At 68.2% G+C, this 24,790-nt stretch carries 19 protein-coding genes; 13 read left to right on the top strand and 6 right to left on the bottom strand.

The window, feature by feature from the left end:
- Positions 1-40: 40 nt before the first annotated feature.
- The 3 genes from LIG30_RS15090 to dapC are packed head-to-tail and all read right to left on the bottom strand — an operon-like array spanning position 41 to position 2,509.
- Positions 41-409, bottom strand: coding sequence for an ArsC family reductase (locus LIG30_RS15090; protein ID WP_038713421.1), 369 nt, complete (start codon positions 407-409; stop codon positions 41-43).
- On the bottom strand, positions 409-1,236 hold the full coding sequence (dapD, locus tag LIG30_RS15085) for a 2,3,4,5-tetrahydropyridine-2,6-dicarboxylate N-succinyltransferase (protein WP_038713420.1): 828 nt from the start codon (positions 1,234-1,236) through the stop codon (positions 409-411). Before dapD ends, LIG30_RS15090 begins: the two co-directional genes overlap by 1 nt.
- 40 nt (positions 1,237-1,276) lie before the next feature.
- Positions 1,277-2,509, bottom strand: coding sequence for a succinyldiaminopimelate transaminase (gene dapC, locus LIG30_RS15080; protein WP_038713419.1), 1,233 nt, complete (start codon positions 2,507-2,509; stop codon positions 1,277-1,279).
- A 163-nt stretch (positions 2,510-2,672) separates the two neighbouring features.
- On the opposite strand from dapC, the gene LIG30_RS15075 reads away from it, so the two are divergent.
- From LIG30_RS15075 to def, 5 genes are all read left to right on the top strand, one after another.
- A complete protein-coding gene (locus tag LIG30_RS15075) occupies positions 2,673-3,614 on the top strand; it encodes a DMT family transporter (RefSeq protein WP_038713418.1) in 942 nt (313 codons plus the stop codon).
- Between the two features lie 139 nt (positions 3,615-3,753).
- Positions 3,754-7,272 (top strand): chromosome segregation protein SMC, encoded by a 3,519-nt coding sequence (smc, locus tag LIG30_RS15070; RefSeq protein ID WP_038713417.1) that lies wholly within the window; start codon positions 3,754-3,756, stop codon positions 7,270-7,272.
- 76 nt (positions 7,273-7,348) lie between these two features.
- The gene (locus tag LIG30_RS15065; protein WP_038713416.1) at positions 7,349-8,614 is read left to right on the top strand and encodes a cell division protein ZipA C-terminal FtsZ-binding domain-containing protein; all 1,266 of its coding nucleotides are present in this window, start codon (positions 7,349-7,351) and stop codon (positions 8,612-8,614) included.
- A gap of 183 nt (positions 8,615-8,797) precedes the next feature.
- The gene (gene ligA, locus LIG30_RS15060) at positions 8,798-10,873 is read left to right on the top strand and encodes an NAD-dependent DNA ligase LigA (protein WP_038713415.1); all 2,076 of its coding nucleotides are present in this window, start codon (positions 8,798-8,800) and stop codon (positions 10,871-10,873) included.
- Positions 10,870-11,403, top strand: a complete 534-nt coding sequence (gene def / locus LIG30_RS15055; RefSeq protein ID WP_038713414.1) for a peptide deformylase — start codon at positions 10,870-10,872, stop codon at positions 11,401-11,403. The genes ligA and def overlap by 4 nt, the downstream gene beginning before the upstream one ends.
- 136 nt (positions 11,404-11,539) lie before the next feature.
- On the opposite strand, the gene LIG30_RS25380 is transcribed toward def, so the two are convergent.
- Genes LIG30_RS25380 through map form a run of 3 tightly spaced genes read right to left on the bottom strand, consistent with a single transcriptional unit; the run spans position 11,540 to position 16,785 of the window.
- Positions 11,540-13,342: a pseudouridine synthase gene (locus LIG30_RS25380; RefSeq protein ID WP_083494052.1), complete on the bottom strand. Its 1,803-nt coding sequence runs from the start codon at positions 13,340-13,342 to the stop codon at positions 11,540-11,542.
- Between the two features lie 6 nt (positions 13,343-13,348).
- Entirely contained in the window at positions 13,349-15,925 is a 2,577-nt protein-coding gene (locus LIG30_RS15045; RefSeq protein WP_038713413.1) for a [protein-PII] uridylyltransferase, read from the bottom strand.
- Between the two features lie 44 nt (positions 15,926-15,969).
- Entirely contained in the window at positions 15,970-16,785 is an 816-nt protein-coding gene (gene map, locus LIG30_RS15040) for a type I methionyl aminopeptidase (protein ID WP_038713412.1), read from the bottom strand.
- A 362-nt stretch (positions 16,786-17,147) separates the two neighbouring features.
- Here map and rpsB point away from each other — a divergent pair, with 362 nt between their 5' ends.
- From rpsB to rseP, 8 genes are all read left to right on the top strand, one after another.
- Positions 17,148-17,888 (top strand): 30S ribosomal protein S2, encoded by a 741-nt coding sequence (gene rpsB / locus LIG30_RS15035; RefSeq protein WP_038713411.1) that lies wholly within the window; start codon positions 17,148-17,150, stop codon positions 17,886-17,888.
- Between the two features lie 166 nt (positions 17,889-18,054).
- On the top strand, positions 18,055-18,936 hold the full coding sequence (gene tsf / locus LIG30_RS15030) for a translation elongation factor Ts (RefSeq protein ID WP_038713410.1): 882 nt from the start codon (positions 18,055-18,057) through the stop codon (positions 18,934-18,936).
- 162 nt (positions 18,937-19,098) lie between these two features.
- On the top strand, positions 19,099-19,812 hold the full coding sequence (gene pyrH, locus LIG30_RS15025) for a UMP kinase (RefSeq protein WP_038713409.1): 714 nt from the start codon (positions 19,099-19,101) through the stop codon (positions 19,810-19,812).
- Between the two features lie 86 nt (positions 19,813-19,898).
- Positions 19,899-20,459 (top strand): ribosome recycling factor, encoded by a 561-nt coding sequence (gene frr, locus LIG30_RS15020; RefSeq protein ID WP_038713408.1) that lies wholly within the window; start codon positions 19,899-19,901, stop codon positions 20,457-20,459.
- A 49-nt stretch (positions 20,460-20,508) separates the two neighbouring features.
- Entirely contained in the window at positions 20,509-21,291 is a 783-nt protein-coding gene (gene uppS, locus LIG30_RS15015; protein ID WP_038713407.1) for a polyprenyl diphosphate synthase, read from the top strand.
- Entirely contained in the window at positions 21,285-22,106 is an 822-nt protein-coding gene (locus LIG30_RS15010) for a phosphatidate cytidylyltransferase (protein ID WP_038713406.1), read from the top strand. Before uppS ends, LIG30_RS15010 begins: the two co-directional genes overlap by 7 nt.
- 15 nt (positions 22,107-22,121) lie before the next feature.
- Positions 22,122-23,318: a 1-deoxy-D-xylulose-5-phosphate reductoisomerase gene (locus LIG30_RS15005; RefSeq protein WP_038713405.1), complete on the top strand. Its 1,197-nt coding sequence runs from the start codon at positions 22,122-22,124 to the stop codon at positions 23,316-23,318.
- A gap of 11 nt (positions 23,319-23,329) precedes the next feature.
- Positions 23,330-24,733: an RIP metalloprotease RseP gene (gene rseP / locus LIG30_RS15000; protein ID WP_038713404.1), complete on the top strand. Its 1,404-nt coding sequence runs from the start codon at positions 23,330-23,332 to the stop codon at positions 24,731-24,733.
- Positions 24,734-24,790: the final 57 nt, after the last annotated feature.

The following is a 24,790-nucleotide window of genomic DNA, read 5'->3' as shown; positions in this document are numbered from 1 at the left end:
CGGCAGCGATGACTTCGGACGCCGTGCGGCGTGAGCGGGCCTAGGCTGCGAACAGCGCCGCGTACTGGTCGGCCGCGAAGCCGAGCGATTTCACGCGGCCGTTGACGACCAGCACCGGACGCTTGATGACCGACGGCTTGTGGATCATCAGCGCGATCGCGCCGGCCGGCGTTTCGGCGGCCGCCTTCATGTCGTCGGACAGCGCGCGCCACGTGGTGCCGCGGCGGTTCAGGAGCGCGTCGAGCGACACGTCCTTCAGCCAGTCCTCGACCAGCGGCGCGCTGACGCCGGCTTTCTTGAAGTCGTGAAATTCGAACGCGACACCGTGGTCGGCAAGCCACACGCGGGCCTTCTTCACGGTGTCGCAGTTCGGAATGCCGTACACGACCACGGTGTGCGGCTTCGCCATCAGTCGCCTCGCAGCAGCTCGTTCAGGCCGACCTTCGCGCGGGTCTTCGCGTCGACCTTCTTGACGATCACCGCGCAGTAGAGGCTGTGCGTGCCGTCCTTCGACGGCAGGTTGCCGGCCACGACGACCGAGCCGGCCGGGATGCGGCCGTAGCTGACCTCGCCGGTTTCGCGGTCGTAGATCTTCGTGCTCTGGCCGAGATAGACGCCCATCGAGATCACCGAGTTCTCCTCGACGATCACGCCTTCGACGACTTCCGAGCGCGCGCCGATGAAGCAGTTGTCCTCGATGATGACCGGGTTCGCCTGCAGCGGCTCGAGCACGCCGCCGATGCCGACGCCGCCCGACAGGTGCACGTTCTTGCCGATCTGCGCGCACGAGCCGACCGTCGCCCAGGTGTCGACCATCGTGCCTTCGTCGACGTAGGCGCCGATGTTGGTGTACGACGGCATCAGCACGACGTTCTTCGCGATGAACGAGCCGCGGCGCGCGATCGCCGGCGGCACGACGCGGAAGCCGCCCGCGGCGAAGTCTTCGGCGGTGTAGTTCGCGAACTTCGACGGCACCTTGTCGTAGAACTGCGAGTAGCCGCCCGCCGGCATCGGCACGTTGTCTTCCAGGCGGAACGACAACAGCACGGCCTTCTTCAGCCACTGGTGCACGATCCAGTCGCTGCCTTGCTTCTCGGCGACGCGCAGCTGGCCCTTGTCCAGTTGCTCGATCGCGTGCGCGACCGCTTCGCGGACTTCCGCGGGCGCCGCCTTCGGCGACAGCTCGGCGCGGTTTTCCCAGGCGTTATCGATGATTTGCTGAAGTTGTTGCGACATGTTCGTTTTCGCAGGAAATTGAGTTGATCGGGGTAGGCGGTTACCGCGCGAGACCGCGGCAGAAATCGATGATGCGCTGCGCGCCCTCGACGCACTCGGCAGTGCCGGCGACGAGCGCGATCCGGATGTAATCGCGGCCGGGATTCGTGCCGTGCGCTTCGCGCGCGAGGTACGAGCCGGGCAGGACCGTCACATTATAGTCGGCGTACAGGCGCCGGGCGAACTCGGTGTCCGACAGGCCGGTGCGGGCGACGTTGGCCCACAGGTAGAACGCGGCGTCGGGCAGTTTCACGTCGATCACGTCGGCGAGCATCGGCGTCACCGTGTCGAACTTCTGCACGTACAGCGCACGGTTCTCGCGCACGTGCGCCTCGTCGCCCCATGCGGCGATACTGGCCTGCTGCCAGACGGGCGACAGCGCCGCGCCGTGGTAGGTGCGGTAGAGCAGGAATTTCTTCAGCAGCGCCGCGTCGCCGGCGACGAAGCCGGAACGCATGCCCGGCACGTTCGAACGCTTCGACAGGCTCGACAGCATCACGAGCCGCTCGAAGCCGCGGCCGAGGCGATGCGCCGCCTCGAGCCCGCCGAGCGGCGGGTTCGTCTCGTCGAAGTAGATTTCCGAGTAGCACTCGTCGGATGCGATCACGAAGCCGTGCCGGTCAGACAGCGCGAACAGCTCGCGCCAGTCGTCGAGCGTCAGCACCGCGCCCGTCGGATTGCCCGGCGAGCACACGTAGAGAAGCTGCGTGCGCGCCCAGACGTCGTCGGGCACCGCCGCGTAGTCGCACGCGAAGTTGCGCGCCGGGTCGCTGTTCACGAAGTACGGCTCGGCGCCCGCCAGCAGCGCCGCGCCTTCGTAGATTTGATAGAACGGATTCGGACAGAGTACGATCGCTTTCTCGCCGCTTTCGGTCGGCGTCGCGTCGATCACCGTCTGCGCGAGCGCGAACAGCGCCTCGCGCGAGCCGGACGCGGGCAGCACCTGCGTGGCCGAATCGATCGCCGGCAGGCCGTAGCGGCGTTCGAGCCAGCGCGCGATCGCCTGGCGCAGCGCGTCCGAGCCGGCGGTCGCCGGGTAGGCGGCGAGGCCGTCGAGCGCGGCGACCGCCGCGTTGCGGATCAGGGCGGGCGTCGGGTGCTTGGGCTCGCCGATGCCGAAGCTGATCGGCTTCGTGTCGGCGGGCGGCGTCACGTCCTTGAACAGGGCGCGCAGCTTTTCGAATGGATAGGGCTGGAGCGAATCGAGTCGAGGGTTCACGGGCGAAGCGGCCATCGCGGCCGGTTTGGGCGATAGGAGCGGCGAAGGGCGCCGCGCGGCAGCGCGGGCGGCACCGGCGATGCGGAGCGTCCGCGGCCGTCGATTATAGCGTGAGGACATCGTGTCACGGGCGGCGGGGCCGCCCGCGTGGCGACGACAACAGAGGGTATCGAAGCAAATGAACAATGGGGTGCGCGGCAGCCTGCCGACGTTGGCGATCCTGGTCGGCGCGTCGGTGTGGGGCCTGATCTGGTATCCGTTGCGGATCCTCGCGTCGCTGGGCGTGACGGGCACCGCGGCGAGCGCGCTGACGAGCCTCGTCGCGTTCCTGTTCGTGATCGTCGTGCGGCATCGCTCGATCGCGACGTTGCGCTGGCACTGGGTGCTGCCGGGAATCGCGGTGACGGCGGGGGTGACGAATCTCGGCTTCGTCTGGGGCACGATCCACGGCGAAGTGCTGCGCGTGATGCTGCTTTTTTATCTGACCCCGGCATGGACCGCGATCTACGCGCACTTCCTGCTGCGCGAGCGGCTGACCTGGGCGGGCGCGGGACTCGCGGCGCTGTCGATCAGCGGCGCGATGCTGATGCTGTGGTCGCCGAGGCTCGGCGTGCCGCTGCCGGCCGGCCCGGCCGAGTGGGCGGGGCTCGCCGCCGGGCTGAGCTTCGCGATGAGCAACGTGCTGGTCGTCAAGGCGAGCCGCGAGCTGCCTCAGATGAAGGCGGAGATGCGCACCGCGACGCTGTTCGCCGGCGCGGCGCTGTTCGGCGCGGTCGCGTCGCTGTTCGAGGGACAGCCGGCCGCGCCGGCGGGCGGCGGACTCACCGCCGCGGCGCTGCTGGTCGCCGGCATCGGCGTGACGATGGCGTCGAACAATCTGCTCGTCCAGTACGGGCTGGCCCGCGTGCCGGCGAACCGCGCGTCGATCATCATGCTGTTCGAGATCGTCATCACGGCGCTGTCGGCGTGGCTGTTCGCCAACGAGCTGCCGGGCGCGCGCGAATGGGCGGGCGGCGTGTGCATCGTGCTCGCGACGCTGCTGTCGAGCCGCGTGCACCGGTCGGGCGCCGCGCAGGACAAAGCGGACGGCGGGCAGGACGGCGCACGCGCGATGGTATGATGGCAGCCATTCGCGGGGCCGGACGCTGCACAGCATGGCCCCGTTTTCCGACTTCCGGGGCGTGTCGCGCGCACGGGCCGGCAGGCCTTGCGCGGCGCGCCGCCGTCCGTTTTACACATTCTTCACATCCGATACCTCCGTGCGTCTGAGCTCGATCAAACTCGCTGGCTTCAAATCCTTTGTCGATCCCACGCATTTTCAGGTTCCGGGCCAGCTGGTCGGCGTGGTGGGCCCGAACGGGTGCGGCAAGTCCAACATCATCGACGCCGTGCGCTGGGTGCTCGGCGAGTCGCGCGCGTCCGAGCTGCGCGGCGAGTCGATGCAGGACGTGATCTTCAACGGCTCGACCGCCCGCAAGCCGGGCAGCCGCGCGAGCGTCGAACTGATCTTCGACAACTCCGACGGGCGCGCGGCCGGCCAGTGGGGCCAGTACGGCGAGATCGCCGTGAAGCGCGTGCTCACGCGCGACGGCACGTCGAGCTACTACATCAACAACCTGCCGGCGCGGCGCCGCGACATCCAGGACATCTTCCTCGGCACCGGCCTCGGGCCGCGCGCGTACGCGATCATCGGCCAGGGCATGATCGCGCGGATCATCGAGGCGAAGCCCGAGGAGCTGCGCGTGTTCCTCGAGGAAGCTGCGGGCGTGTCGAAGTACAAGGAGCGCCGCCGCGAGACCGAGAACCGCCTGCACGACACGCGCGAGAACCTGACCCGCGTCGAGGACATCGTCCGCGAGCTGTCAGCGAACCTCGAAAAGCTCGAGGCGCAGGCGGTGGTCGCGACCCGATACAAGGAACTCGTCGCCGACGGCGAGGAGAAGCAGCGCCTGCTGTGGCTGCTGCGCAAGAACGAGGCCGGCAACGAGCAGGACCGGCAGAAGCGCGCGATCGACCAGGCGCAGATCGACCTGGACGCGCAGACCGCGCGGCTGCGCGAAGTCGAGGCGCAGCTCGAGACGCTGCGTGTCGCGCACTACGCGGCGAGCGATGCGATGCAGGGCGCGCAGGGCGCGCTCTACGAGTCGAACGCGGAAGTGAGCCGGCTCGAGGCCGAGATCAAGTTCATCGTCGAATCGCGCAACCGCGTGCAGGCGCAGATCGCCGCGCTCGCCGCGCAGCGCGAGCAGTGGCAGGCGCAGGCCGACAAGGCGCAGGGCGATCTCGAGGACGCCGAGGAGGCGCGCGCGATCGCCGACGAGAAGGCGGCGATCGCCGAGGACGATGCGGCTGCGAAGCACGACGCGCTGCCGGCGCTCGAGGCGACCTGGCGCGACGCGCAGGCGCAGCTCAACGACGAGCGCGGGCGGATCGCGCAGACCGAGCAGTCGCTCAAGCTCGAAGCCGCGCACCAGCGCAACGCCGACCAGCAGCTGCAGCAGCTGCAGCAGCGTCACGAGCGCCTGAAGGCGGAAGCGGGCGGCCTCGACGTGCCGGACGAGGCGCAGCTCGAGGAGTTGCGCATGCAGCTCGCCGAGCAGGAGGAGATTCTCGGCGACGCGCAGGCGCGCCTCGCCGACGCGCAGCAGACGGTGCCGCGCCTCGATGCGGAGCGCCGTGCGGCGCACGAGCGCGTGCAGGCCGAAAGCGCGCAGATCCACCAGCTCGAGGCGCGTCTCGCCGCGCTCAGGCAGTTGCAGGAAAACGTGCAGACCGAAGGCAAGGTGCAGCCGTGGCTCGACAAGCACGAGCTCGGCACGCTGCCGCGTCTGTGGAAGAAGCTGCACGTCGAGCCGGGCTGGGAGACGGCGCTCGAGGCGGTGCTGCGCGAGCGGCTCGCCGCGCTCGAAGTGTCGAATCTCGACTGGGTGAAGGCGTTCGCGAGCGATGCGCCGCCGGCGAAGCTCGCGTTCTACGCGCCGCCACCGGCCGGTGAGCCGCTGGCGGCGGCGGGCGGCCTGCGGCCGCTGCTGTCGCTGGTGCGCATCGACGACGCCGGCTTGCGGGCGGTGCTGAACGACTGGCTCGGCGCCGTGTACGTCGCCGACGATCTCGCGCAGGCGCTCGCGACGCGCACGCAGCTGCCGGCGGGCGGCGCGTTCGTCGTCAAGGCAGGCCACGTGGTCACGCGCGTCGGCGTGCAGCTGTATGCGGCCGATTCGGAGCAGTCGGGCATGCTGGCCCGCCAGCAGGAAATCGAGAACCTGACGCGCCAGGTACGCGCGCAGGCGCTGCTCGCCGACGAGGCGAAGACGGCGGTGGTGCGGGCGGAAGCCGCGCACACGCAGGCGTCGCAGGCGCTGGGCGACGTGCGCGCGCAGGCCGAGCGCGCGACGCAGCGCGTGCACGCGCTGCAGATGGACGTGCTGAAGCTCGCGCAGGCGCACGAGCGTTACACGCAGCGCAGCACGCAGATCCGCGACGAGCTCGAGGAAATCGGCGCGCAGATCGAGGAGCAGCGTGCGCTGCGCGTGGAGTCGGAAGCGAATTTCGAGCGCTACGACGGCGAACTGGCGGAGCTGCAGGCGCGCTACGAGGACAACCAGCTCGCGTTCGAGGCGCTCGACGAGTCGCTGACCCACGCGCGCCAGGTCGCGCGCGATCTCGAGCGCGGCGCGAATGACGCGCGCTTTGCCGCGCGCAACGCGGCGACGCGGATCGACGAGCTGACGCGCAGCATCCAGGTCGCGCACGAGCAGAGCGAGCGGGTTGCCGTATCGCTCGAGGATGCGCGCGCTGAACTCGAAACGATCAACGGGCAGACCGCGCAGAACGGCCTGCAGGACGCGCTGGAGATTCGCGCCGTCAAGGAAGAGGCGCTGGCCGCCGCGCGCATCGAGCTGGACGACCTGACCGCGAAGCTGCGCGCGTCGGACGACGCGCGGCTGGCCGTCGAGCGCTCGCTGCAGCCGCTGCGCGACCGCATCACCGAGTTGCAGCTGAAGGAGCAGGCGGCGCGCCTGTCGGTCGAGCAGTTCGCCGAGCAGCTCGCGACGGCCGAGGTCGACGAGGCCGCGCTGCGCGAGAAGCTCACGCCGGATCTGAAGCCGTCGTATCTGCAGGGCGAGGTCACGCGGATCAACAACGCGATCAACGCGCTCGGCCCCGTCAACATGGCGGCGCTCGAGGAGCTGGCCACCGCGAGTGAGCGCAAGGTGTTCCTCGACGCGCAGTCGGCCGACCTGATCGACGCGATCACGACGCTCGAGGACGCGATCCACAAGATCGACCAGGAAACCCGCACGCTGCTGCAGGGAACCTTCGACGAGGTCAATCGTCACTTCAGCGACCTGTTCCCGCGCCTGTTCGGCGGCGGCCAGGCGCGGCTGATCATGACGGGCGACGAAATCCTCGATGCCGGCGTGCAGGTGATGGCGCAGCCGCCCGGCAAGAAGAACGCGACGATTCACCTGCTGTCGGGCGGCGAGAAGGCGCTGACCGCGACCGCGCTGGTGTTCGCGATGTTCCAGCTGAACCCGGCGCCGTTCTGTCTGCTCGACGAGGTCGACGCGCCGCTCGACGACGCGAACACCGAGCGGTTCGCGAATCTCGTGCGCGCGATGTCCGACAAGACGCAGTTCCTCTTCATCTCGCACAACAAGATCGCGATGGAGATGGCGCAGCAGCTGATCGGCGTGACGATGCAGGAACAGGGCGTGTCGCGGATCGTCGCGGTGGACATGGAAACCGCCGCGGGTTTTGCCCAGAATAACGTTTGACGAATGGCCCGCGGGCGCGCGGCGCACCGGCGCCCGCCCGCGAGTCCGATGAAAAAGAACAGTTGATGGAGCGTGCATGGACGAGTTGACACTCGGTTTGATCGGCGCGGGCGCAGTCGTGGTGGGCGGCGTCGCGGTCTACAACGCGTGGCAGGGCGCGAAGGTGCGGCGCAAGATGCCGCGGCCGATGCCGGAGGAGGCTGCGGAGGCGATGAATCGCCCCGAGCGCGACGACGAGTTGCCGTTCATCGAGCCGGTGCGCCAGCCGGTGCGTCGCGAGCCGGCGGCCGATGCGGCCGCGCCGGGCGACGAGGCCGCGCGTGTCGAGCCGACGTTCGGCGGCGCGGTGCCGGCCGAGGTGCCGGTGGATGCGCACGCGCCTGAGGCCGCATCGGCCGAGACGGACGTACCGGAGGCACAGGCCGTCGCCGAGAGCGGCGAGGCCGAGCCGGGCGAGCCGGCCGAAGCCACGGAGGCCGCCGAGCCGGTTCTGCCGGCCGCCACGACGATTTCCGCGGCGCCGCCCGCGATCGTCGACCGTCGCATCGACTGCATCGTGCCGATCCGCCTCGGCGCGCCGCTCGCGGGCGACAAGATCCTGCCGGCCGCGCAGCGTTTGCGCCGCGCGGGCAGCAAGCCGGTCCACATCGAGGGCAAGCCGGAGGGCGACGGCAACTGGGAGCTGTTGCAGAACGGCGTGCGCTATGAGGAACTGCGCGCGGCCGCACAGCTCGCTAACCGCGGTGGCCCGCTCAACGAGCTGGAGTTCTCGGAGTTCGTGACGGGCGTCCAGCAGTTCGCCGATGCGATCGACGGCGCGCCCGAATTCCCGGACATGATGGAGACGGTGTCGATGGCGCGCGAGCTGGACGGCTTCGCGGCGCAATGCGACGCGCAGCTGTCGATCAACGTGATGTCGGACGGCGCGCCGTGGTCGGCCAACTATGTGCAGGCGGTCGCGTCGCAGGACGGCCTGCTGCTGTCGCGCGACGGCACGCGCTTCGTTAAGCTCGACGCGAAGCAGAACCCGGTTTTCATGCTGCAGTTCGGCGACACCAACTTCCTGCGCGACGACCTGACCTACAAGGGCGGCAACATGATCACGCTGGTGCTTGACGTGCCGGTCGCGGAAGAGGACATCCTGCCGTTCCGGCTGATGTGCGATTACGCGAAGTCGCTGTCCGAGCGGATCGGCGCGCGGGTCGTCGACGACCAGCGCCGGCCGCTGCCGGAATCGACGCTGCTCGCGATCGAGCAGCAGTTGATGAAGCTGTACGCGAAGCTGGAAGAGGCGGGCATTCCGGCGGGTTCGCCGGTCACGCGGCGGTTGTTCAGCCAGTAAGTGATGGTGTGGACGCCGGGCGCAGTCGCCCGGCTGGCGTGCGCGCTGCCGAGAGAGGCGGGGGCTGCCCGACGGAGGCGATGGCGCCACGGCACCATGCCGATCGTTCAGCGCATGTGCCGAAGCGGCGGCGAACTGAGATAATCCGACACTCGACTGTCTCAGAAAGAAACTGCCGCCAGCATGGCCCGAACCCCCGTTGAACCGCCAGCCAGCCAACCCGCCGCGCGTGCCGCGTGGTTGCGTGACGAGCTCGAGCGCGCGAACTACGCGTATTACGTGCTCGACCAGCCGGAACTGCCCGACGCCGAATACGACCGGCTGTTCGTCGAGCTGCAGGAACTCGAAGCGGCGCATCCCGAACTCGTGACGCCCGAGTCGCCGACCCGGCGCGTCGGCGGCGAAGTCGCGAGCGGCTTCACGCCGGTCGTCCACACGATGCCGATGCTGTCGCTGAACAACGGCTTCAGCGACGATGACATCGCCGCGTTCGACCGGCGCGTCGCCGACGCGCTCGACAAGCCGGCCGATCTGGCCGGCACCGTGACCGATCCGGTCGAATACGCATGCGAACTGAAGTTCGACGGCCTCGCGATTTCGCTGCGCTACGTGAACGGCGTGTTCGTGCAGGCGTCGACGCGCGGCGATGGCACGACCGGAGAGGACGTGACGGAAAACGTCCGCACGATCCGCTCGATTCCGTTGCGGCTGAAGGGCGATCGCGTGCCCGCCGTGATCGACGTGCGCGGCGAGGTGCTGATGTTCAAGCGCGATTTCGCGCGCCTGAACGAGCGCCAGCGCGCGGCCGAGCAGCGTGAATTCGCGAATCCGCGCAATGCGGCGGCGGGCAGCCTGCGCCAGCTCGATTCGAAGATCACCGCGCAGCGTCCGCTGTCGTTCTTTTCGTACGGCATCGGCGTGCTGGAAGGCGCCGACATGCCCGACACCCACAGCGCGCTGCTCGACTGGTACGAGACGCTCGGGCTGCCGGTGAACCGCGAACGCGCGGTCGTCCGCGGCGCCGACGGGCTGCTCGGATTTTTCCGCAAGGTCGGCGACAAGCGCGAATCGCTGCCGTACGACATCGACGGCGTGGTCTACAAGGTGAATCGCCGCGACGAGCAGGACCGGCTCGGCTTCGTGTCGCGCGCGCCGCGCTTCGCGCTCGCGCACAAATTCCCCGCGCAGGAAGCGCTGACCCGGCTCGTCGCGATCGACGTGCAGGTCGGGCGCACCGGCGCGATCACGCCGGTCGCGCGGCTCGAGCCGGTGTTCGTCGGCGGCGCGACCGTCACCAACGCGACGCTGCACAACGAGGACGAGGTCCGCCGCAAGGACATCCGCATCGGCGACACGGTGATCGTGCGGCGGGCGGGCGACGTGATTCCCGAGGTCGTCGCGGCGCTGCTCGACCGGCGTCCGGCCGACGCGGCCGAGTTCGTGATGCCGACCGAGTGCCCGGTGTGCGGCTCGCGCATCGAGCGGCTGCCGGACGAGGCGATCGCGCGCTGCACGGGCGGCCTGTTCTGCCCGGCGCAGCGCAAGCAGGCGCTGTGGCATTTCGCGCAGCGGCGCGCGCTCGACATCGACGGCCTCGGCGAGAAGATCATCGACCAGCTGGTCGAGCAGAATCTGGTGCGCACGCCCGCCGACCTGTTCCATCTCGGCTTTTCGACGCTGGCGGAGCTCGACCGGTTCGCGGAGAAGTCCGCGCAGAACCTGCTCGATTCGATCGAGAAGGCCAAGCACACGACGCTTGCACGCTTCATCTACGCGCTCGGCATTCGTCACGTCGGCGAATCGACGGCGAAGGATCTCGCGAAACATTTCGGTTCGCTCGATCCGATCATGAGCGCATCGATCGAAGCGCTGCTCGAAGTCAACGACGTCGGGCCGGTGGTCGCCGAGTCGATCCACCAGTTCTTCGCCGAGGAACACAACCGGACGGTGATCGAGCAGCTGCGCGCGCCGGGCAAGGTCACGTGGCCGGAAGGGCCGCCCGCGCCGAAGGCGCCGCAGGGCGCGCTGGCGGGCAAGACGGTCGTGCTGACGGGCACGCTGCCGAACCTGACGCGCGACACGGCGAAGGAAATGCTCGAGGCGGCCGGCGCGAAGGTCGCGGGCTCGGTATCGAAGAAGACGGATTACGTCGTCGCGGGCGCGGAAGCGGGCAGCAAGCTCGCAAAGGCCGAGGAACTCGGCATTCCCGTGCTCGACGAGGACGGCCTGCACAAACTTTTGGAGGGACACACGCCATGATTCGCGACATCCTGAAAATGGGCGATCCCCGCCTGTTCGAGATCGCCAGGCCAGTGGAGAAGTTCGACACGCCCGAACTGCACAAGATCGTCGCGGACATGTTCGAGACGATGCATCACGCGAACGGCGCGGGGCTCGCCGCGCCGCAGATCGGCATCGGCCTGCAGATCATCATCTTCGGCTTCGGCAGCAACAACCGCTACCCGGAAGCGCCGCCCGTGCCGGAGACCGTGCTGATCAACCCGAAGGTCGAGTATCTGCCGCCGGACATGGAGGAAGGGTGGGAGGGGTGCCTGTCGGTGCCGGGCATGCGCGGCGTCGTCAGCCGCTACGCGAAGGTCCGCTACAGCGGCTTCGACCAGCATGGCGGGAAGATCGACCGCGTCGCGGAGGGGTTCCACGCGCGGGTCGTCCAGCACGAATACGATCACCTGATCGGCAAGCTGTATCCGATGCGGATCACCGACTTCACGAAGTTCGGCTATACCGACGTGCTGTTCCCGGGCCTCGACGCGGCGGAAGACGACTGACGCAACGCGCCATGGTGCGCGCGCGGCATGCGCCGCCGCCGCACCCTGAATGCGAAAACGCCCCAAAAGCCGGATCGGGATCCGGCTTTTGGGGCGTCGTCCATTGCGCGGGCGTTTTTGCAGGCCCGCGCCGGGCTTAGAAGTTCTCGTCGGCCGACAGATAGCGCCACTGGCCCTGCGGCAGCGCGCCGAGCATCACGCGGCCCATGCGCACGCGCTTGAGGCCGATCACCTCGAGACCGACCAGTTCGCACATGCGGCGGATCTGGCGCTTCTTGCCCTCGCGCAGCACGAAGCGCAATTGCTCGCCGTTCTGCCAGCTGACCATTGCGGGCTTGAGCGGCACGCCGTCGAGCTCGAGACCGTGCCGCAGCTTCGCGAGCGATTCCGCCGGGAAGTGCTGGTCGATGTCGGTCAGGCGCTCGCCGAACCGCACGCGCACCAGGTATTCCTTGTCGATGTCGGACTGCTCGCCGATCAGCTGTTTCGCGATCCGGCCGTTTTGCGTCAGCACGAGCAGGCCGGTCGAGTCGATGTCGAGCCGCCCGGCGGGCGCGAGCGCGCGCAGATGCTGCGGCGAGAAGCGCAGCGGCGAGTGGTCGCCGCTCCAGTGGTTGTCGCGCGTGATCAGTACGGCGGCGGGCTCGTAGCCGTCCTCCGCCTGGCCCGACACGTAGCCGACAGGCTTGTGCAGCAGGATCGTCACCTGCGCGGCCTGCGCGGCGGCCGCGCGCTCGTCGATCTCGATGCGCTGGTCGGCGCGCACCTTGGTGCCGAGCGTGTCGATGCGCTCGCCGTCGACCAGCACCCAGCCTTTCTCGATCCACTCGTCGGCTTCACGGCGCGAGCACAGGCCCAGTTCGGACATCCGCTTCGACAGTCGCATCAGGCCGGTTTCGTCGCGGTCCTCGGAGGCGGCGAAGCGCTTGACGGGCTGAGCGACCTTCAGTGCGCCGCCGGTCGGGCGGCGGGCGGCCGATGGGCCGGTGTCCCGCCGCGCGGCGAAATCGCCGCGTTTGGCCGGCGCGTCGCCACGCTTGGTGGCCACGTCGCTGCGCTTGAAGTCGCCGCGCTTGAAGGAAGCATCGTCACGCTTGAAGGAGGCGTCGCTGCGCTTTGGCGCAGGCGAGCCGTCGTCGCGGCGCGGCTTGCGTGCATCGCCACGCGGGCCGAAACGATCGTTGTCTGCCGACGGCCTGGCCGGGCGGCCGGCATCCGGGCGTTCGCGGCCGCGCGCGGGCGACTCGCCGAACGCGGAGCGGGGGCGCGCGGCGCGCTCGCCAGCGGCCTCCGGGCGTTTTGCGAAGCCGCCCGTGCGGCCTTCGGCGTTCTGCCGGGCGGCGCCGGGCGCGAATGCGCGGGCCGGCCGCGTCGAGCGTTCGGACGCGTCGCGCGTGCCGAAACGATCGGCGCCTGCCTCCGGGCGTTTCGCGAAACCGCCTTTACGGCCTTCGGGGTTCTGCCGGGCGGTGCCGGGTGCGGATGCGCGGGGCGGCCGCGTCGAGCGTTCCGATGCATCGCGCGTGCCGAAACGATCGCCGCCTGCTTCCGGACGTTTCGCGAAGCCGCCTTTGCGGCCTTCGGGGTTCGGCCGGGCGGTGCCGGGCGCGGATGCGCGGGCCGGCCGCGTCGAGCGTTCGGACGCGTCGCGCGTGCCGAAACGATCGCCGCCTGCCGACGGTCTGGCCGGGCGGCCGGTATCCGGACGCTCGCGGCCGCCGCGTGCGGGCGGCTGGCCGAACGCAGCGCGTTCGCGCGGCGCCCCAGCGGGTTTCTTGGACGTCCGCGGCGCGGCGGATTTCGCGGCGGGCTTGCCGGTCGGGCTCTCGGCGCCGGGCGCGGCGCGCACGGGCTTGCGCCCGGTATGGCTGCCGGAACGGACGGGGTCGCGGCCCGGCGAAGCCGGCCGCGGATGTTTGGCGGTTAATTTGGGACGCATAGATGCTTACACTGCGATCGCGCGCAGCAATTCGGTTTCGACCTGGATCTGCAGGCGGTTGTCGGACAAGCCGGCGCCGTCGAGCAGGAAGACGTCCTCGACGCGTTCGCCGAGGGTGTTGATCCGCGCCGCGTGGACGCCGACCCGGTGCTCGGCCAGCACGCGCGCGATCGAATAAAGAAGGCCCGGCCGGTCGTTGGCGGACACGGACAGGATGTAATACTGGCCGCGCTCGTCGGCCCGGAGGTCGACGCGCGGCGTGATCGGGAACGTCCGCGACAGCCGGGACAGCCGGCCCTTGGACGGTTCCGGCAGCGGCGCCGCCTCGGCGAGGCGGGCGGCGAGCTGCTGTTCGACGAGGTTCGCGATGTCGCGGTACTGCACGTCGTGCTCGGTCTGCGTGACGATGAAGTTGTCGAGCGCGTAGCCGTGGCGCGTCGTGTTGATGCGCGCGTCGAGCACCGACAGGCCGTTGCGGTCGAAGTACGCGCAGATGCCGGCGAACAGGTCGGGGCGGTCCTTCACGTAGACGAGCACCTGCAGCGCGTCGCCGACCGGCGACGGCCGCGCGCGGACGATCGCGGTGTCGGCGTTCACGTGCCGGGACAGCACACGGGTCTGCCACGCGATGTCGGCCGCGTCGTGGCGCAGGAAGAAGCCGACGTCGAGCTGGCTCCACAGCGCGCGGTGCGCGTCGGCGGGCACGGTCTCGAGCCGCAGGAGCGCGAGCGCCTCTTCCTGGCGGGACTTCAGCTCGGAATGCGTGTCGGGCTGCGCGCCGCCGAGCACCGCAAGCGTCGCACGGTAAAGGTCTTCGAGCAGCTTGCCCTTCCACGTGTTCCACACCTTCGGGCTGGTGCCGCGGATGTCGGCCACGGTCAGCAGATACAGCGCGGTCAGCCAGCGCTCGTTGCCGACCAGGTCGGCGAAGCGCTTGATGACTTCCGGATCGCTCGTGTCCTGCTTCTGCGCGACCTGACTCATCGTCAGGTGCTGCTGGACCAGCCAGACGACGAGCGCCGCGTCGTCGCCCGCGATGCCGTGCTCGCGGCAGAAGCGCCGCGCATCGGCCATGCCGAGCGTCGAGTGGTCGCCGCCGCGGCCTTTCGCAATGTCATGGAACAGCGCCGCGACATACAGCACCCACGGCCGCTCGAAGTTGCCGATCAGCTGGCTGCAGAACGGATACTCGTGCGCGTGCTCGGCGACCGCGAAGCGGCGGATGTTGCGCAGCACCATCAGGATGTGCTGGTCGACCGTGTAGACGTGGTACAGGTCGTGCTGCATCTGGCCGACGATGCGGCGGAAGTTCAGCAGGTAGCGGCCGAGCACGCTCGTCTGGTTCATCAGCCGGAACGCATGCGTGATGCCTTCGGGCTGCTGCAGGATCTTCATGAAGGTGTGGCGGTTGCGCGGATCGCGCCGCCACGCGTTGTTCATGATCTCGCGCGAGTTGTAGAGCGCGCGCAGCGTGCGGGCCGACAGGCCCTTGACGCCGCGAGTCGTCTCGTACAGCAGGAACGCTTCGAGGATCGCGTCGGGATGGCGCTCGAACACGTCGTCCGCGGCGATCTCGAGCATGCCCTGCTTCTCGACGAAGCGGCCTGCCGACAGCACGCGCGTGATGCCGCTCGTCGCCGGGAAGAGTTGCGCCTCGATGTTCTGGATCAGGATCGTCGCGAGCTGCGTGACCGCCTTCGCGGCCCAGTAGTAGCGGCGCATCAGCTGCTCGCTCGCGCGCTTGGTCGGCGTCGGCGCGTAGCCGAAGCTCTCGGCCGCCTGGGTCTGCAGGTCGAACACCAGGATATCCTGGCGGCGCCCGGCGAGCACGTGCAGCCGCGCGCGCAGTGTCTTCAGGAAGCCCTCGTTGCGGCGCAGCTCGCGCGCTTCGCGATCGGTGATGAGGCCGCGCGTGTCCAGCTCGCGCCAGCTGCTGCCGAAGCCGGCCGCGCGCGCGATCCAGAGGATCGTCTGCAGGTCGCGCAGCCCGCCCGGGCTTTCCTTCACGTTCGGCTCGAGGCTGTACGGCGAATCCTGGAACTTTGCGTGACGCTGGCGCATTTCCAGCACTTTCGCCTGGAAGAACGCGCGAGCGTCGAGCGCTTCGCGATAGTGCAGCGTGAAGCGCTCGAACAGCGCGGTGCTGCCGATGACGCGGCGCGCCTCGAGCAGCGATGTCTGCACCGTCACGTCGTTCGACGCTTCCTCGATGCATTGCGCGACGGTGCGCACGCTGCTGCCGATCTCGAGGCCGAGATCCCACGCCATGCCGATGAAGCGCTCGATGCGCGCGTCCAGTTCGGCGTCGTGGCCATCGGGCAGCAGCACCAGGATGTCGACGTCGGAATACGGCGACAGCTCGCCGCGCCCGTAGCCGCCGACCGCGACGAGCGCGAGCGAGGCGGGCAGCCCGCATGCGTCCCAGACCGACCTGAGCGCGTCGTCGGTGGCTTTCGACAGCGCGTGCATCAGCGGCGCGACATTGCTCGCGCTGCGAAAGCGCGCGAGCAGATCGGCCTTGACGGCCTTGAATTCGGCGCGCCGCGAGAGCGCTTCGGTCGGGGTGGCTGCGGGAGCGCTCATGGGCGGCTGGGTCGGGTAGGGGCGGGGCGGGCCGGCGCGCGCGCTCAGGCCGCTGCGGACGGGTTGGCGAACACGGGGCGCGGCGGTGTGCCGGCGGACACGGTCAGCACTTCGTAGCCGGTCTCGGTGACGAGCACGGTGTGCTCCCACTGCGCGGACAGGCTGCGGTCGCGCGTCTTGACCGTCCACTGGTCGGGCATCGTGCGGATGTCGCGCTTGCCGGCGTTGATCATCGGCTCGATCGTGAAGATCATGCCCGGCTTCAGCTCGACGCCGGTGCCCGGGCGGCCGTAGTGGACGACCTGCGGATCTTCGTGGAACACCGTGCCGATGCCGTGGCCGCAGTATTCGCGCACGACGCTGTAGCCCTGCGCTTCCGCGTGCTTCTGGATCGCGTAGCCGATGTCGCCGAGGCGCGCGCCCGGCTTGACCTGGTCGATGCCGAGCCACATGCATTCGTAGGTGGCCTGCACGAGGCGCTTCGCGAGGATCGAGCCCTCGCCGACGATGAACATCCGGCTCGTGTCGCCGAAGTAGCCTTCCTTGATGACGGTGATGTCGATATTGAGCGCGTCGCCGCTCTTGAGCACCTTGTCGCCCGGAATGCCGTGACAGATCACGTCGTTTACGGAAATGCAGCACGACGCCGGGTACGGCGGGTAGCCGGGCGGCTGGTAGTTCAGCGTCGCGGGAACCGTGCCCTGCACGCTGACCATGTACTCGTGGCAGAGGCGGTCGAGCTCGCCCGTCGTGACGCCCGCGACGACGAACGGCGTGATGTAGTCGAGCACTTCGCTCGCGAGGCGGCAGGCGACGCGCATCTGCGCGATGTCGTGTTCGTTTTTGAGCGTAATAGCCATCGATGTGTGCCTGGAATGCGGTGAATTGGAGAATTATCGCACCTTATGCGGGGCCTCGCAGCCCCGGGGCGCGGCGCGGGCGCGGGTTTTTGCGGATTGCCGCCACGCGCGGCAAAGCGGCGGGCGACTTGAGAACGGCAAAGTCGGCATGCTATACTTATTGGCTAAGTCGACACTGTAACGCCGGTGATGCTCCAGATTGGGGTGGTGCACCCGGCGGTGGTAGTGAGAGGCTTGCGGCACGGGCATTTGCGCGTGCCGAATCGCAAGCCGGCGCAACCAGGGTGCCGGCCGCGCGAGCGAAAGCGTTCGCGCGGCGGTACGGCGGCCGGCTTAAGACCTAACCCTCGTGGAGAATTGATATGGCAGTAACGATGCGCCAAATGCTGGAAGCGGGTGTCCACTTCGGTCACCAGACGCGCTTCTGGAACCCGAAGATGGCACCGTTCATTTTCGGTCACCGCAACAAGATTCACATCATCAACCTCGAAAAGACGCTGCCGATGTTCACCGACGCACAGAAGTACGTGCGTCAGCTGGCAGCGAACCGCGGCACGATCATGTTCGTCGGCACGAAGCGCCAGTCGCGCGACACGATCGCCCAGGAAGCTCAGCGCGCGGGCATGCCGTTCGTCAACGCACGCTGGCTCGGCGGCATGATGACCAACTTCAAGACGCTGAAGGTGTCGATCAAGCGCCTGAAGGACATGGAAGCGGCGGTCGAGGCGGGCGAGCTCGAGAAGATGAGCAAGAAGGAAGCGCTGCTGTTCGAGCGTGAAATCGCCAAGCTGCAGAAGTCGATCGGCGGCGTGAAGGACATGGGCGGCATTCCGGACGCGATCTTCGTCGTCGACGTCGGCTACCACAAGATTGCCGTCACCGAAGCGAACAAGCTGGGCGTGCCGGTCATCGCCGTGGTCGATACGAACCACTCGCCGGAAGGTGTGGACTACGTGATCCCGGGTAACGACGACTCGAGCAAGGCAGTCGCGCTGTACGCCGAAGGCATTGCGGACGCGATCCTCGAAGGCCGTGCGAACGCGGTCAACGAAGTGGTCCAGGCAGCGCGCGGCGACGACGAATACGTCGAGGAAAACGCGTAACTGGCCCCGAGCCGGCGCAAAAAGGGGGCTCTCAACAGGCCCCCTTTTTTTAAGCGTGTGCGCCGGACCGTAATCGCGCCGCGTGGGCGGCGGGTCCGGAAACGAATCTCGGCCGTTCGCGTCGAACTGCGGGCGGCGTTGTGAATACAGACTCAAGGAGCGAATGATGGCGGCAATTACCGCAAGCATGGTGGCAGAACTGCGCGCAAAGACCGATGCACCGATGATGGAGTGCAAGAAGGCGCTGACGGAAGCCGACGGCGACATGGCCAAGGCTGAAGAGCTGCTGCGCGTCAAGCTCGGCAACAAGGCGAGCAAGGCGGCATCGCGCGTGACGGCAGAAGGCGTCGTCGCATCGTTCGTCGGCGGCAATGCCGGCGCGCTCGTCGAACTGAACTGCGAAACCGACTTCGTCGCGAAGAACGACGACTTCAACGCGTTCTCGCAGCAAGTCGCCGAGCTGGTGGCGACGCAGAACCCGGCCGACGTCGCTGCGCTGTCCGCGCTGCCGCTCGACGGCAAGACGGTCGACGAAGTGCGCCTCGCGCTGGTCGGCAAGATCGGCGAAAACGTCTCGATCCGCCGCTTCGTGCGCTTCGAGACGTCGAACAAGATCGCTTCGTACCTGCACGGCAGCCGCATTGGCGTGATCGTCGAGTACACGGGCGCGGAAGAGCAGGTCGGCAAGGATGTCGCGATGCACGTCGCGGCAATGAAGCCGGTCTCGCTGTCGTCGAACGAGGTGCCGGCCGAGCTGATCGAGAAGGAGCGTCGCGTCGCCGAGCAGAAGGCCGCGGAATCGGGCAAGCCGGCCGAGATCGTCGCGAAGATGGTCGACGGCAGCGTCCAGAAGTTCCTGAAGGAAGTGTCGCTGCTGAACCAGCCGTTCGTGAAGAACGACAAGCAGACGATCGAGCAGATGCTGAAGGCTGCGGATGCTGCGGTGCAGCAATTCGCGCTGTTCGTCGTCGGCGAAGGCATCGAGAAGCGCCAGGACGACTTCGCCGCCGAAGTGGCCGCGCAAGTCGCAGCAGCAAAGCAGCAGTAAGCATCAGCAGTCAAGCAGCATCCGCGGCGGACGTCCGTTCCGCCGCGGCCGGCGGTGCCGCCGGCCGGTCCGGGAGTCCGGCCGGGCCGGCGGCGCTTGCCCGAATCAGTATTTCGCCCCTACAGTTCGTGGTTGTCATCCTCTCGTCGCTCGGAAGCCCCTATGTCCAATGCCTATAAACGCATCCTCCTCAAACTCTCCGGCGAAGCGCTGATGGGCGATGATGCCTTCGGCATCAATCGGCAGACGATCGAGCGGATGGTGGCCGATATCGCCGAAGTCGTGCGTCTCGGCACGCAGCTCGCGGTGGTGATCGGCGGCGGCAACATTTTCCGCGGCGTCGCGGGTGGTGCGGCCGGCATGGACCGCGCAACGGCCGACTACATGGGCATGCTGGCGACAATGATGAACGCGCTGGCGCTGCAGGATGCGATGCGTCATGCCGGCATCGAGGCGCGCGTGCAGTCGGCGCTGCGCATGGACCAGGTCGTCGAGCCGTATATCCGCCCGCGCGCGATCCGCCAGCTGGAGGAAGGCAAGGTGGTGATCTTCGCCGCAGGCACCGGCAACCCGTTCTTCACGACCGATACGGCCGCCGCGCTGCGCGGCGCGGAAGTGGGCGCCGAGGTGGTGCTGAAGGCGACGAAGGTCGACGGCGTGTATTCGGCCGATCCGAAGAAGGATCCGTCCGCCACGCGCTACGCGACGATCAGCTTCGACGAAGCGATCAGCCGCAACCTGCAGGTGATGGACGCGACGGCATTCGCGCTGTGCCGCGACCAGAAGCTGCCGATTCGCGTGTTCTCGATCAACAAGCCGGGGGCGCTCAAGCGCATCGTGCTGGGCGAGGACGAAGGTACGCTCGTCCACGTGTAAACTCTCGCGGATGCGGGTGTCGCGCGGCGTGCTGCGCACGCGCGCAACCCGCGTCGTATTGAAAGTTTGAAGGTTCGGAGGTTGAAATGAGTGTCGCTGAAACCAAGAAGGGCGTCGAGCAGAAGATGCAGCGCTCGATCGAAGCGTTCAAGAACGATCTGGCGAAGATCCGCACGGGCCGTGCGCATACCGGTTTGCTCGATCACGTGCAGGTCGACTACTACGGTTCGATGGTGCCGATCTCGCAGGTGGCCAACCTGACGCTCGTCGACGCACGCACGATCGGCGTTCAGCCGTGGGAAAAGAACATGGTCGCGAAGGTCGAGAAGGCGATCCGCGAAGCCGACCTGGGCCTGAACCCGGCGACGTCGGGCGACCTGATCCGCGTGCCGATGCCGGCGCTGACCGAAGAGCGCCGCCGTGAGCTGACGAAGGTCGTCAAGGGCGAAGGCGAGACGGCCAAGGTCGCGATCCGCAACCTGCGCCGCGATGCGAACGAGCAGCTCAAGAAGCTCGTGAAGGACAAGGAAATCTCGGAAGACGACGAGCGCCGTGCCGGCGACGACGTGCAGAAGCTGACCGACAAGCACGTAGCGGAAATCGACAAGCTCGTGCAGAGCAAGGAAGCCGAGATCATGACGGTCTGACGACCGTCCTCGCGCGCCGCCTTCTTCACGCCTCATCGTCTCAACGGCCATGACCTATACCAGCTCTACTGTTCGCGTGCCTGACGTCGCCGCCGTGCCGCGTCACATCGCGATCATCATGGACGGCAATGGCCGTTGGGCGACCGAGCGCCGCTTGCCGCGCGTGGCGGGGCATACCCGCGGCGTCGACGCGGTGCGCTCGGTGGTGGAGACCTGCGCGCGCGCGGGTGTCGAATACCTGACGCTGTTCGCGTTCAGCTCGGAAAACTGGCGCCGGCCGACCGACGAAGTATCGTTCCTGATGCGGCTCTTCATCACCGCGCTCGAGCGCGAGATCGGCAAGCTGCACGCGAACGGGATCCGTCTGCGCGTGGTCGGCGATCTCGACCGCTTCGAGCCGCGCATCCAGGCGCTGATCCGTCGCGCCGAAACCAAGACGGCGCGCAACACGCGCCTCACGCTCACCATCGCCGCGAACTACGGCGGCCGTTGGGACATTCTCCAGGCGACCCGCAAGCTCGTCGAGCAGGCGGTTCGCGAGGGCCGCGAGGTGGAGATCAGCGAGGCGACTTTCTCGCCCCATCTCGCGATGGCCTATGCGCCGGAGCCCGATCTATTCATCCGCACGGGCGGCGAACAGCGCATCAGCAATTTCCTGCTGTGGCAGCTCGCCTATACCGAGTTCTACTTCACCCCCAAATACTGGCCGGACTTCGACGGCGCGGCCCTTGCCGACGCGCTCGCGTCCTACACCGACCGCGAGCGCCGCTTTGGCCGCACGAGCGCGCAGCTCGAGTCGCAGTCGCAAAGCGCCGACTCCTTTTCATGCTGAAAACCCGTGTCATCACGGCAGTCGCGCTGCTGGCGGTGTTGCTGCCGGTCACGCTGTTCGCGCCGCTGAGCGCGTTCGGCGCGTTGATCGCCGTCGTGCTGGTGTTCGCCGCCTGGGAGTGGGCGCGCCTGCTGAAGCTCAGCGGCGGCGGCCCGGTCGTCTATGCGGCCGCCGCGGCGCTCGCGCTGTTCGCGAGCACGCGGCTCGGCGTCGGCGTGAGCGCGTCGCGCCCCCTTTTCGAGGCGGCCGGCGTGTTCTGGCTGCTGGCCGGTCCGTTTTCGCTGTGGCGCAAGCCGCATCTCGCCGAAGGCGTGTGGCGGCCGTTCCTGCTCGCGTCGGGACTCGTGATTTTCGCCGCGTGCTGGCATGCGCTCGTCGCCGCGCGCGCGCAGGGTGTGCCGTTCGTGCTGTCGCTCCTCGTCGTCGTCTGGCTGGCCGATATCGGCGCATACTTTGCGGGCAAGGCGTTCGGGAAGCGTAAGCTTGCAGTGTCGATCAGCCCCGGCAAGACCTGGGAAGGCGCGGCGGGCGGCTGGCTGGCCGTGATGGCCGTCGCGAGCGCCGCGATGGCGGCCCGGCTGTTCGAACCCACCCTTTTTTCTGCCTTCGCCGTGCGGTACGGCATGCCCGGCGCATGGGCTGCGCTGACGTTGCTCGTCGCGTTCAGCGTGATCGGCGACCTGTTCGAATCGCTGCTCAAGCGCCAGGCCGGCGTCAAGGATTCGAGCGGACTGCTGCCGGGCCACGGCGGCGTGCTCGACCGTGTCGATGCGCTGTTGCCCGTGTTGCCTCTTGCGATGCTGATGCTCGGTTAAACCTACACTTCTCTTATGCAAAAACGTCTGACATTGCTCGGCTCGACGGGCTCGATCGGAGACAGCACGCTCGACGTGGTCGCGCGGCATCCGGAGCGTTTCTCGGTGTACGCGCTGACCGCGCACCGTAACGGCGACAAGCTCGTCGCGCAGTGCCTGCAATTCGCGCCCGAGGTGGCGGTGGTCGGCGATGCGCAGACGGCCGCGCACGTCGAGGCGCAACTGCGCGCCGCCGGCAGCAAGACGCAGGTCGCCTACGGGCAGCAGGCGCTCGTCGACGTGTCGAAGAGCGACGGGTGCGACACCGTGGTTGCGGCGATCGTCGGCGCGGCGGGCCTCGCGCCGAGCCTCGCGGCCGCGCGCGCGGGCAAGCGCATCCTGCTCGCGAACAAGGAATCGCTCGTGATGTCCGGCGCGATCTTCATGGACGCGGTGCGCGACCACGATGCGATCCTGCTGCCGGTGGACAGCGAGCACAACGCGATCTTCCAGTGCATGCCGCGCGACATCGCCGAGCACGGCGGCATCTCGAAGATCATCCTGACCGCGTCGGGCGGCCCGTTCCGCACGCGCGAGCCGTCGACCCTCGTCGACGTGACGCCGGACCAGGCGTGCAAGCATCCGAACTGGGTGATGGGCCGCAAGATCTCGGTCGATTCGGCGACGATGATGAACAAGGGGCTCGAGGTGATCGAGGCGCACTGGATCTTCGGCCTGCCCGGCGAGCGGATCGAGGTGCTGATCCACCCGCAGAGCGTGATCCATTCGCTCGTGTCGTACAAGGACGGCTCGGTGCTCGCGCAGCTCGGCAACCCCGACATGCGCACGCCGATCGCGCACGCACTCGCGTTCCCGGACCGCGTCGACGCGGGCGTCGATCAGCTCGATCTCGCGCAGATCGCGCAACTGAGCTTCGAGAAGCCCGACTATGCGCGCTTCCCGTGTCTCGCGCTCGCGCTGAAGGCGCTGGCCGAGGGCGGCATCGCGAGCGCCGCATTGAACGCGGCGAACGAAGTGGCGGTCGAAGCGTTTCTCGAGCGCCGGATCGGCTTCATGGCGATCGCGGCGACGGTGGACGCGGTGCTCGGCGCACTGCCGAACCGCACGCCGGACGGCCTCGACGATGTCCTCGCGGCGGATGCCGAGGCGCGACGCCTCGCCGCCGCGTTTATTGCGAAAGCGCCTGCGCCACGCGTGGAGCGCACTGCCTGAATGAGGTGCTCATGAACGTGCTGGTTGAACTGATCGCGTTTGCAGTGGCGATTGGCGTGCTGGTCGTCGTGCATGAGTACGGTCATTACCGCGTTGCGCGGTGGTGCGGCGTGAAGGTGCTGCGGTTCTCGATCGGTTTCGGGCAGCCGCTGGCGCGCTGGGTCAGCAAGCGGACGGGCACCGAATGGACGCTCGCCGCGCTGCCGCTCGGCGGCTACGTGAAGATGCTCGACGAGCGCGATCCGGGGAGCGGCGTGAAGCCGGAAGAGGTCGCGCACGCGTTCAACCGGCAGCACGTCGCCAAGCGGATCGCGATCGTGTCGGCCGGGCCGATCGCCAATTTCCTGCTGGCGATCGTGCTGTTCGCCGGGGTGTTCGCGTCCGGCGTGACCGAGCCCGTGGCGATCATCGCGCCGCCGGCGGCCGGCACGGTCGCCGCCCAGGCGGGCTTCGCCGGCAACGAGACCATCGTGTCGATTCGCGACATGCGCGTAGGCGACATGCGCGTAGGCGATGCGCAAGGCGGCGACACGCAGCCGGTGCGGTCGTGGGTGGATCTGCGCTGGAAGCTCCTCGGCGCCGCGTTCGACCACAAGGAAGTGGTGCTGGGTGCGCGCAGCGGCAGCGGCGCGCACTCCGAGTTTCGCGTCGACCTGCGGCATGTTTCCGAGCGCGATTTCGACGACGAATTCATGACGCGCCTCGGCTTCGAGCCGGGTGGCGGCCAGCTGACGGTGGCGTCGGTGCAGCCGGGCAGCGCCGCGCAGCAGGCAGGCCTGCGCGACGGCGACAAGCTGCTGGCGCTCGACGGCCAGCGCATCGGCGGCGCGTCGGGCTTCATCGACACGGTCAAGCATCATGCGGGCAAGGCGCTCACGCTGAAGATCGAGCGGGGCGGCGTCGCGCAGGCGTTGACGGTCGTGCCGCAGGCGCAGCCCGACGACGAGACCGGCCGGCCGGTCGGTCGCATCGGCGCCGCGCTCGGGATGCAGACGCCGAGCGTCGACGTGCGTTACGGGCCGATCGAGAGCGTGAAGCTGGGCGTGCGGCGCACCTGGGACATTTCGGCCTATTCGGTTCGGATGTTCGGGCGGATGATCACCGGTGACGCATCGCTGAAGAACTTGTCCGGGCCGGTCACGATTGCCGACTATGCTGGCAAGAGCGCGCGGCTCGGCCCGTCGGCGTTTCTGTCGTTCCTCGCCCTTGTCAGTATTAGCCTTGGCGTGTTGAACTTGTTGCCGATTCCCGTTTTGGACGGGGGGCATCTGTTATATTATCTGGTTGAAGCCGCGACCGGTAAAGCCGTATCGGAGCGTTGGCAACTGATTCTGCAAAGAGCCGGGCTGATCTGCATCGTCATATTGTCGGCGATCGCACTATTCAATGACCTGGCTCGTTTAATCCATTTTTGACGCGTCAGGCGGCGGCCATGCGGCAGCCGCCTGATCCGATGCAGCTAAATATTGGGG

This window comes from Burkholderia sp. lig30, from assembly GCF_000687455.2.
GTDB lineage: Bacteria > Pseudomonadota > Gammaproteobacteria > Burkholderiales > Burkholderiaceae > Burkholderia.
This window is presented reverse-complemented; position numbering and strand designations above follow the sequence as displayed.

What these genes read in the sequence shown, in the direction of transcription:
- LIG30_RS15090 (WP_038713421.1), bottom strand. Translation starts at nt 409, where the DNA reads ATGGCGAAGCCGCACACCGTGGTCGTGTACGGCATTCCGAACTGCGAC.
- dapD (WP_038713420.1), bottom strand. Translation starts at nt 1,236, where the DNA reads ATGTCGCAACAACTTCAGCAAATCATCGATAACGCCTGGGAAAACCGC.
- dapC (WP_038713419.1), bottom strand. Translation starts at nt 2,509, where the DNA reads ATGGCCGCTTCGCCCGTGAACCCTCGACTCGATTCGCTCCAGCCCTAT.
- LIG30_RS15075 (WP_038713418.1), top strand. Translation starts at nt 2,673, where the DNA reads ATGAACAATGGGGTGCGCGGCAGCCTGCCGACGTTGGCGATCCTGGTC.
- LIG30_RS15065 (WP_038713416.1), top strand. Translation starts at nt 7,349, where the DNA reads ATGGACGAGTTGACACTCGGTTTGATCGGCGCGGGCGCAGTCGTGGTG.
- ligA (WP_038713415.1), top strand. Translation starts at nt 8,798, where the DNA reads ATGGCCCGAACCCCCGTTGAACCGCCAGCCAGCCAACCCGCCGCGCGT.
- def (WP_038713414.1), top strand. Translation starts at nt 10,870, where the DNA reads ATGATTCGCGACATCCTGAAAATGGGCGATCCCCGCCTGTTCGAGATC.
- LIG30_RS25380 (WP_083494052.1), bottom strand. Translation starts at nt 13,342, where the DNA reads ATGCGTCCCAAATTAACCGCCAAACATCCGCGGCCGGCTTCGCCGGGC.
- LIG30_RS15045 (WP_038713413.1), bottom strand. Translation starts at nt 15,925, where the DNA reads ATGAGCGCTCCCGCAGCCACCCCGACCGAAGCGCTCTCGCGGCGCGCC.
- map (WP_038713412.1), bottom strand. Translation starts at nt 16,785, where the DNA reads ATGGCTATTACGCTCAAAAACGAACACGACATCGCGCAGATGCGCGTC.
- rpsB (WP_038713411.1), top strand. Translation starts at nt 17,148, where the DNA reads ATGGCAGTAACGATGCGCCAAATGCTGGAAGCGGGTGTCCACTTCGGT.
- tsf (WP_038713410.1), top strand. Translation starts at nt 18,055, where the DNA reads ATGGCGGCAATTACCGCAAGCATGGTGGCAGAACTGCGCGCAAAGACC.
- pyrH (WP_038713409.1), top strand. Translation starts at nt 19,099, where the DNA reads ATGTCCAATGCCTATAAACGCATCCTCCTCAAACTCTCCGGCGAAGCG.
- frr (WP_038713408.1), top strand. Translation starts at nt 19,899, where the DNA reads ATGAGTGTCGCTGAAACCAAGAAGGGCGTCGAGCAGAAGATGCAGCGC.
- uppS (WP_038713407.1), top strand. Translation starts at nt 20,509, where the DNA reads ATGACCTATACCAGCTCTACTGTTCGCGTGCCTGACGTCGCCGCCGTG.
- LIG30_RS15010 (WP_038713406.1), top strand. Translation starts at nt 21,285, where the DNA reads ATGCTGAAAACCCGTGTCATCACGGCAGTCGCGCTGCTGGCGGTGTTG.
- LIG30_RS15005 (WP_038713405.1), top strand. Translation starts at nt 22,122, where the DNA reads ATGCAAAAACGTCTGACATTGCTCGGCTCGACGGGCTCGATCGGAGAC.
- rseP (WP_038713404.1), top strand. Translation starts at nt 23,330, where the DNA reads ATGAACGTGCTGGTTGAACTGATCGCGTTTGCAGTGGCGATTGGCGTG.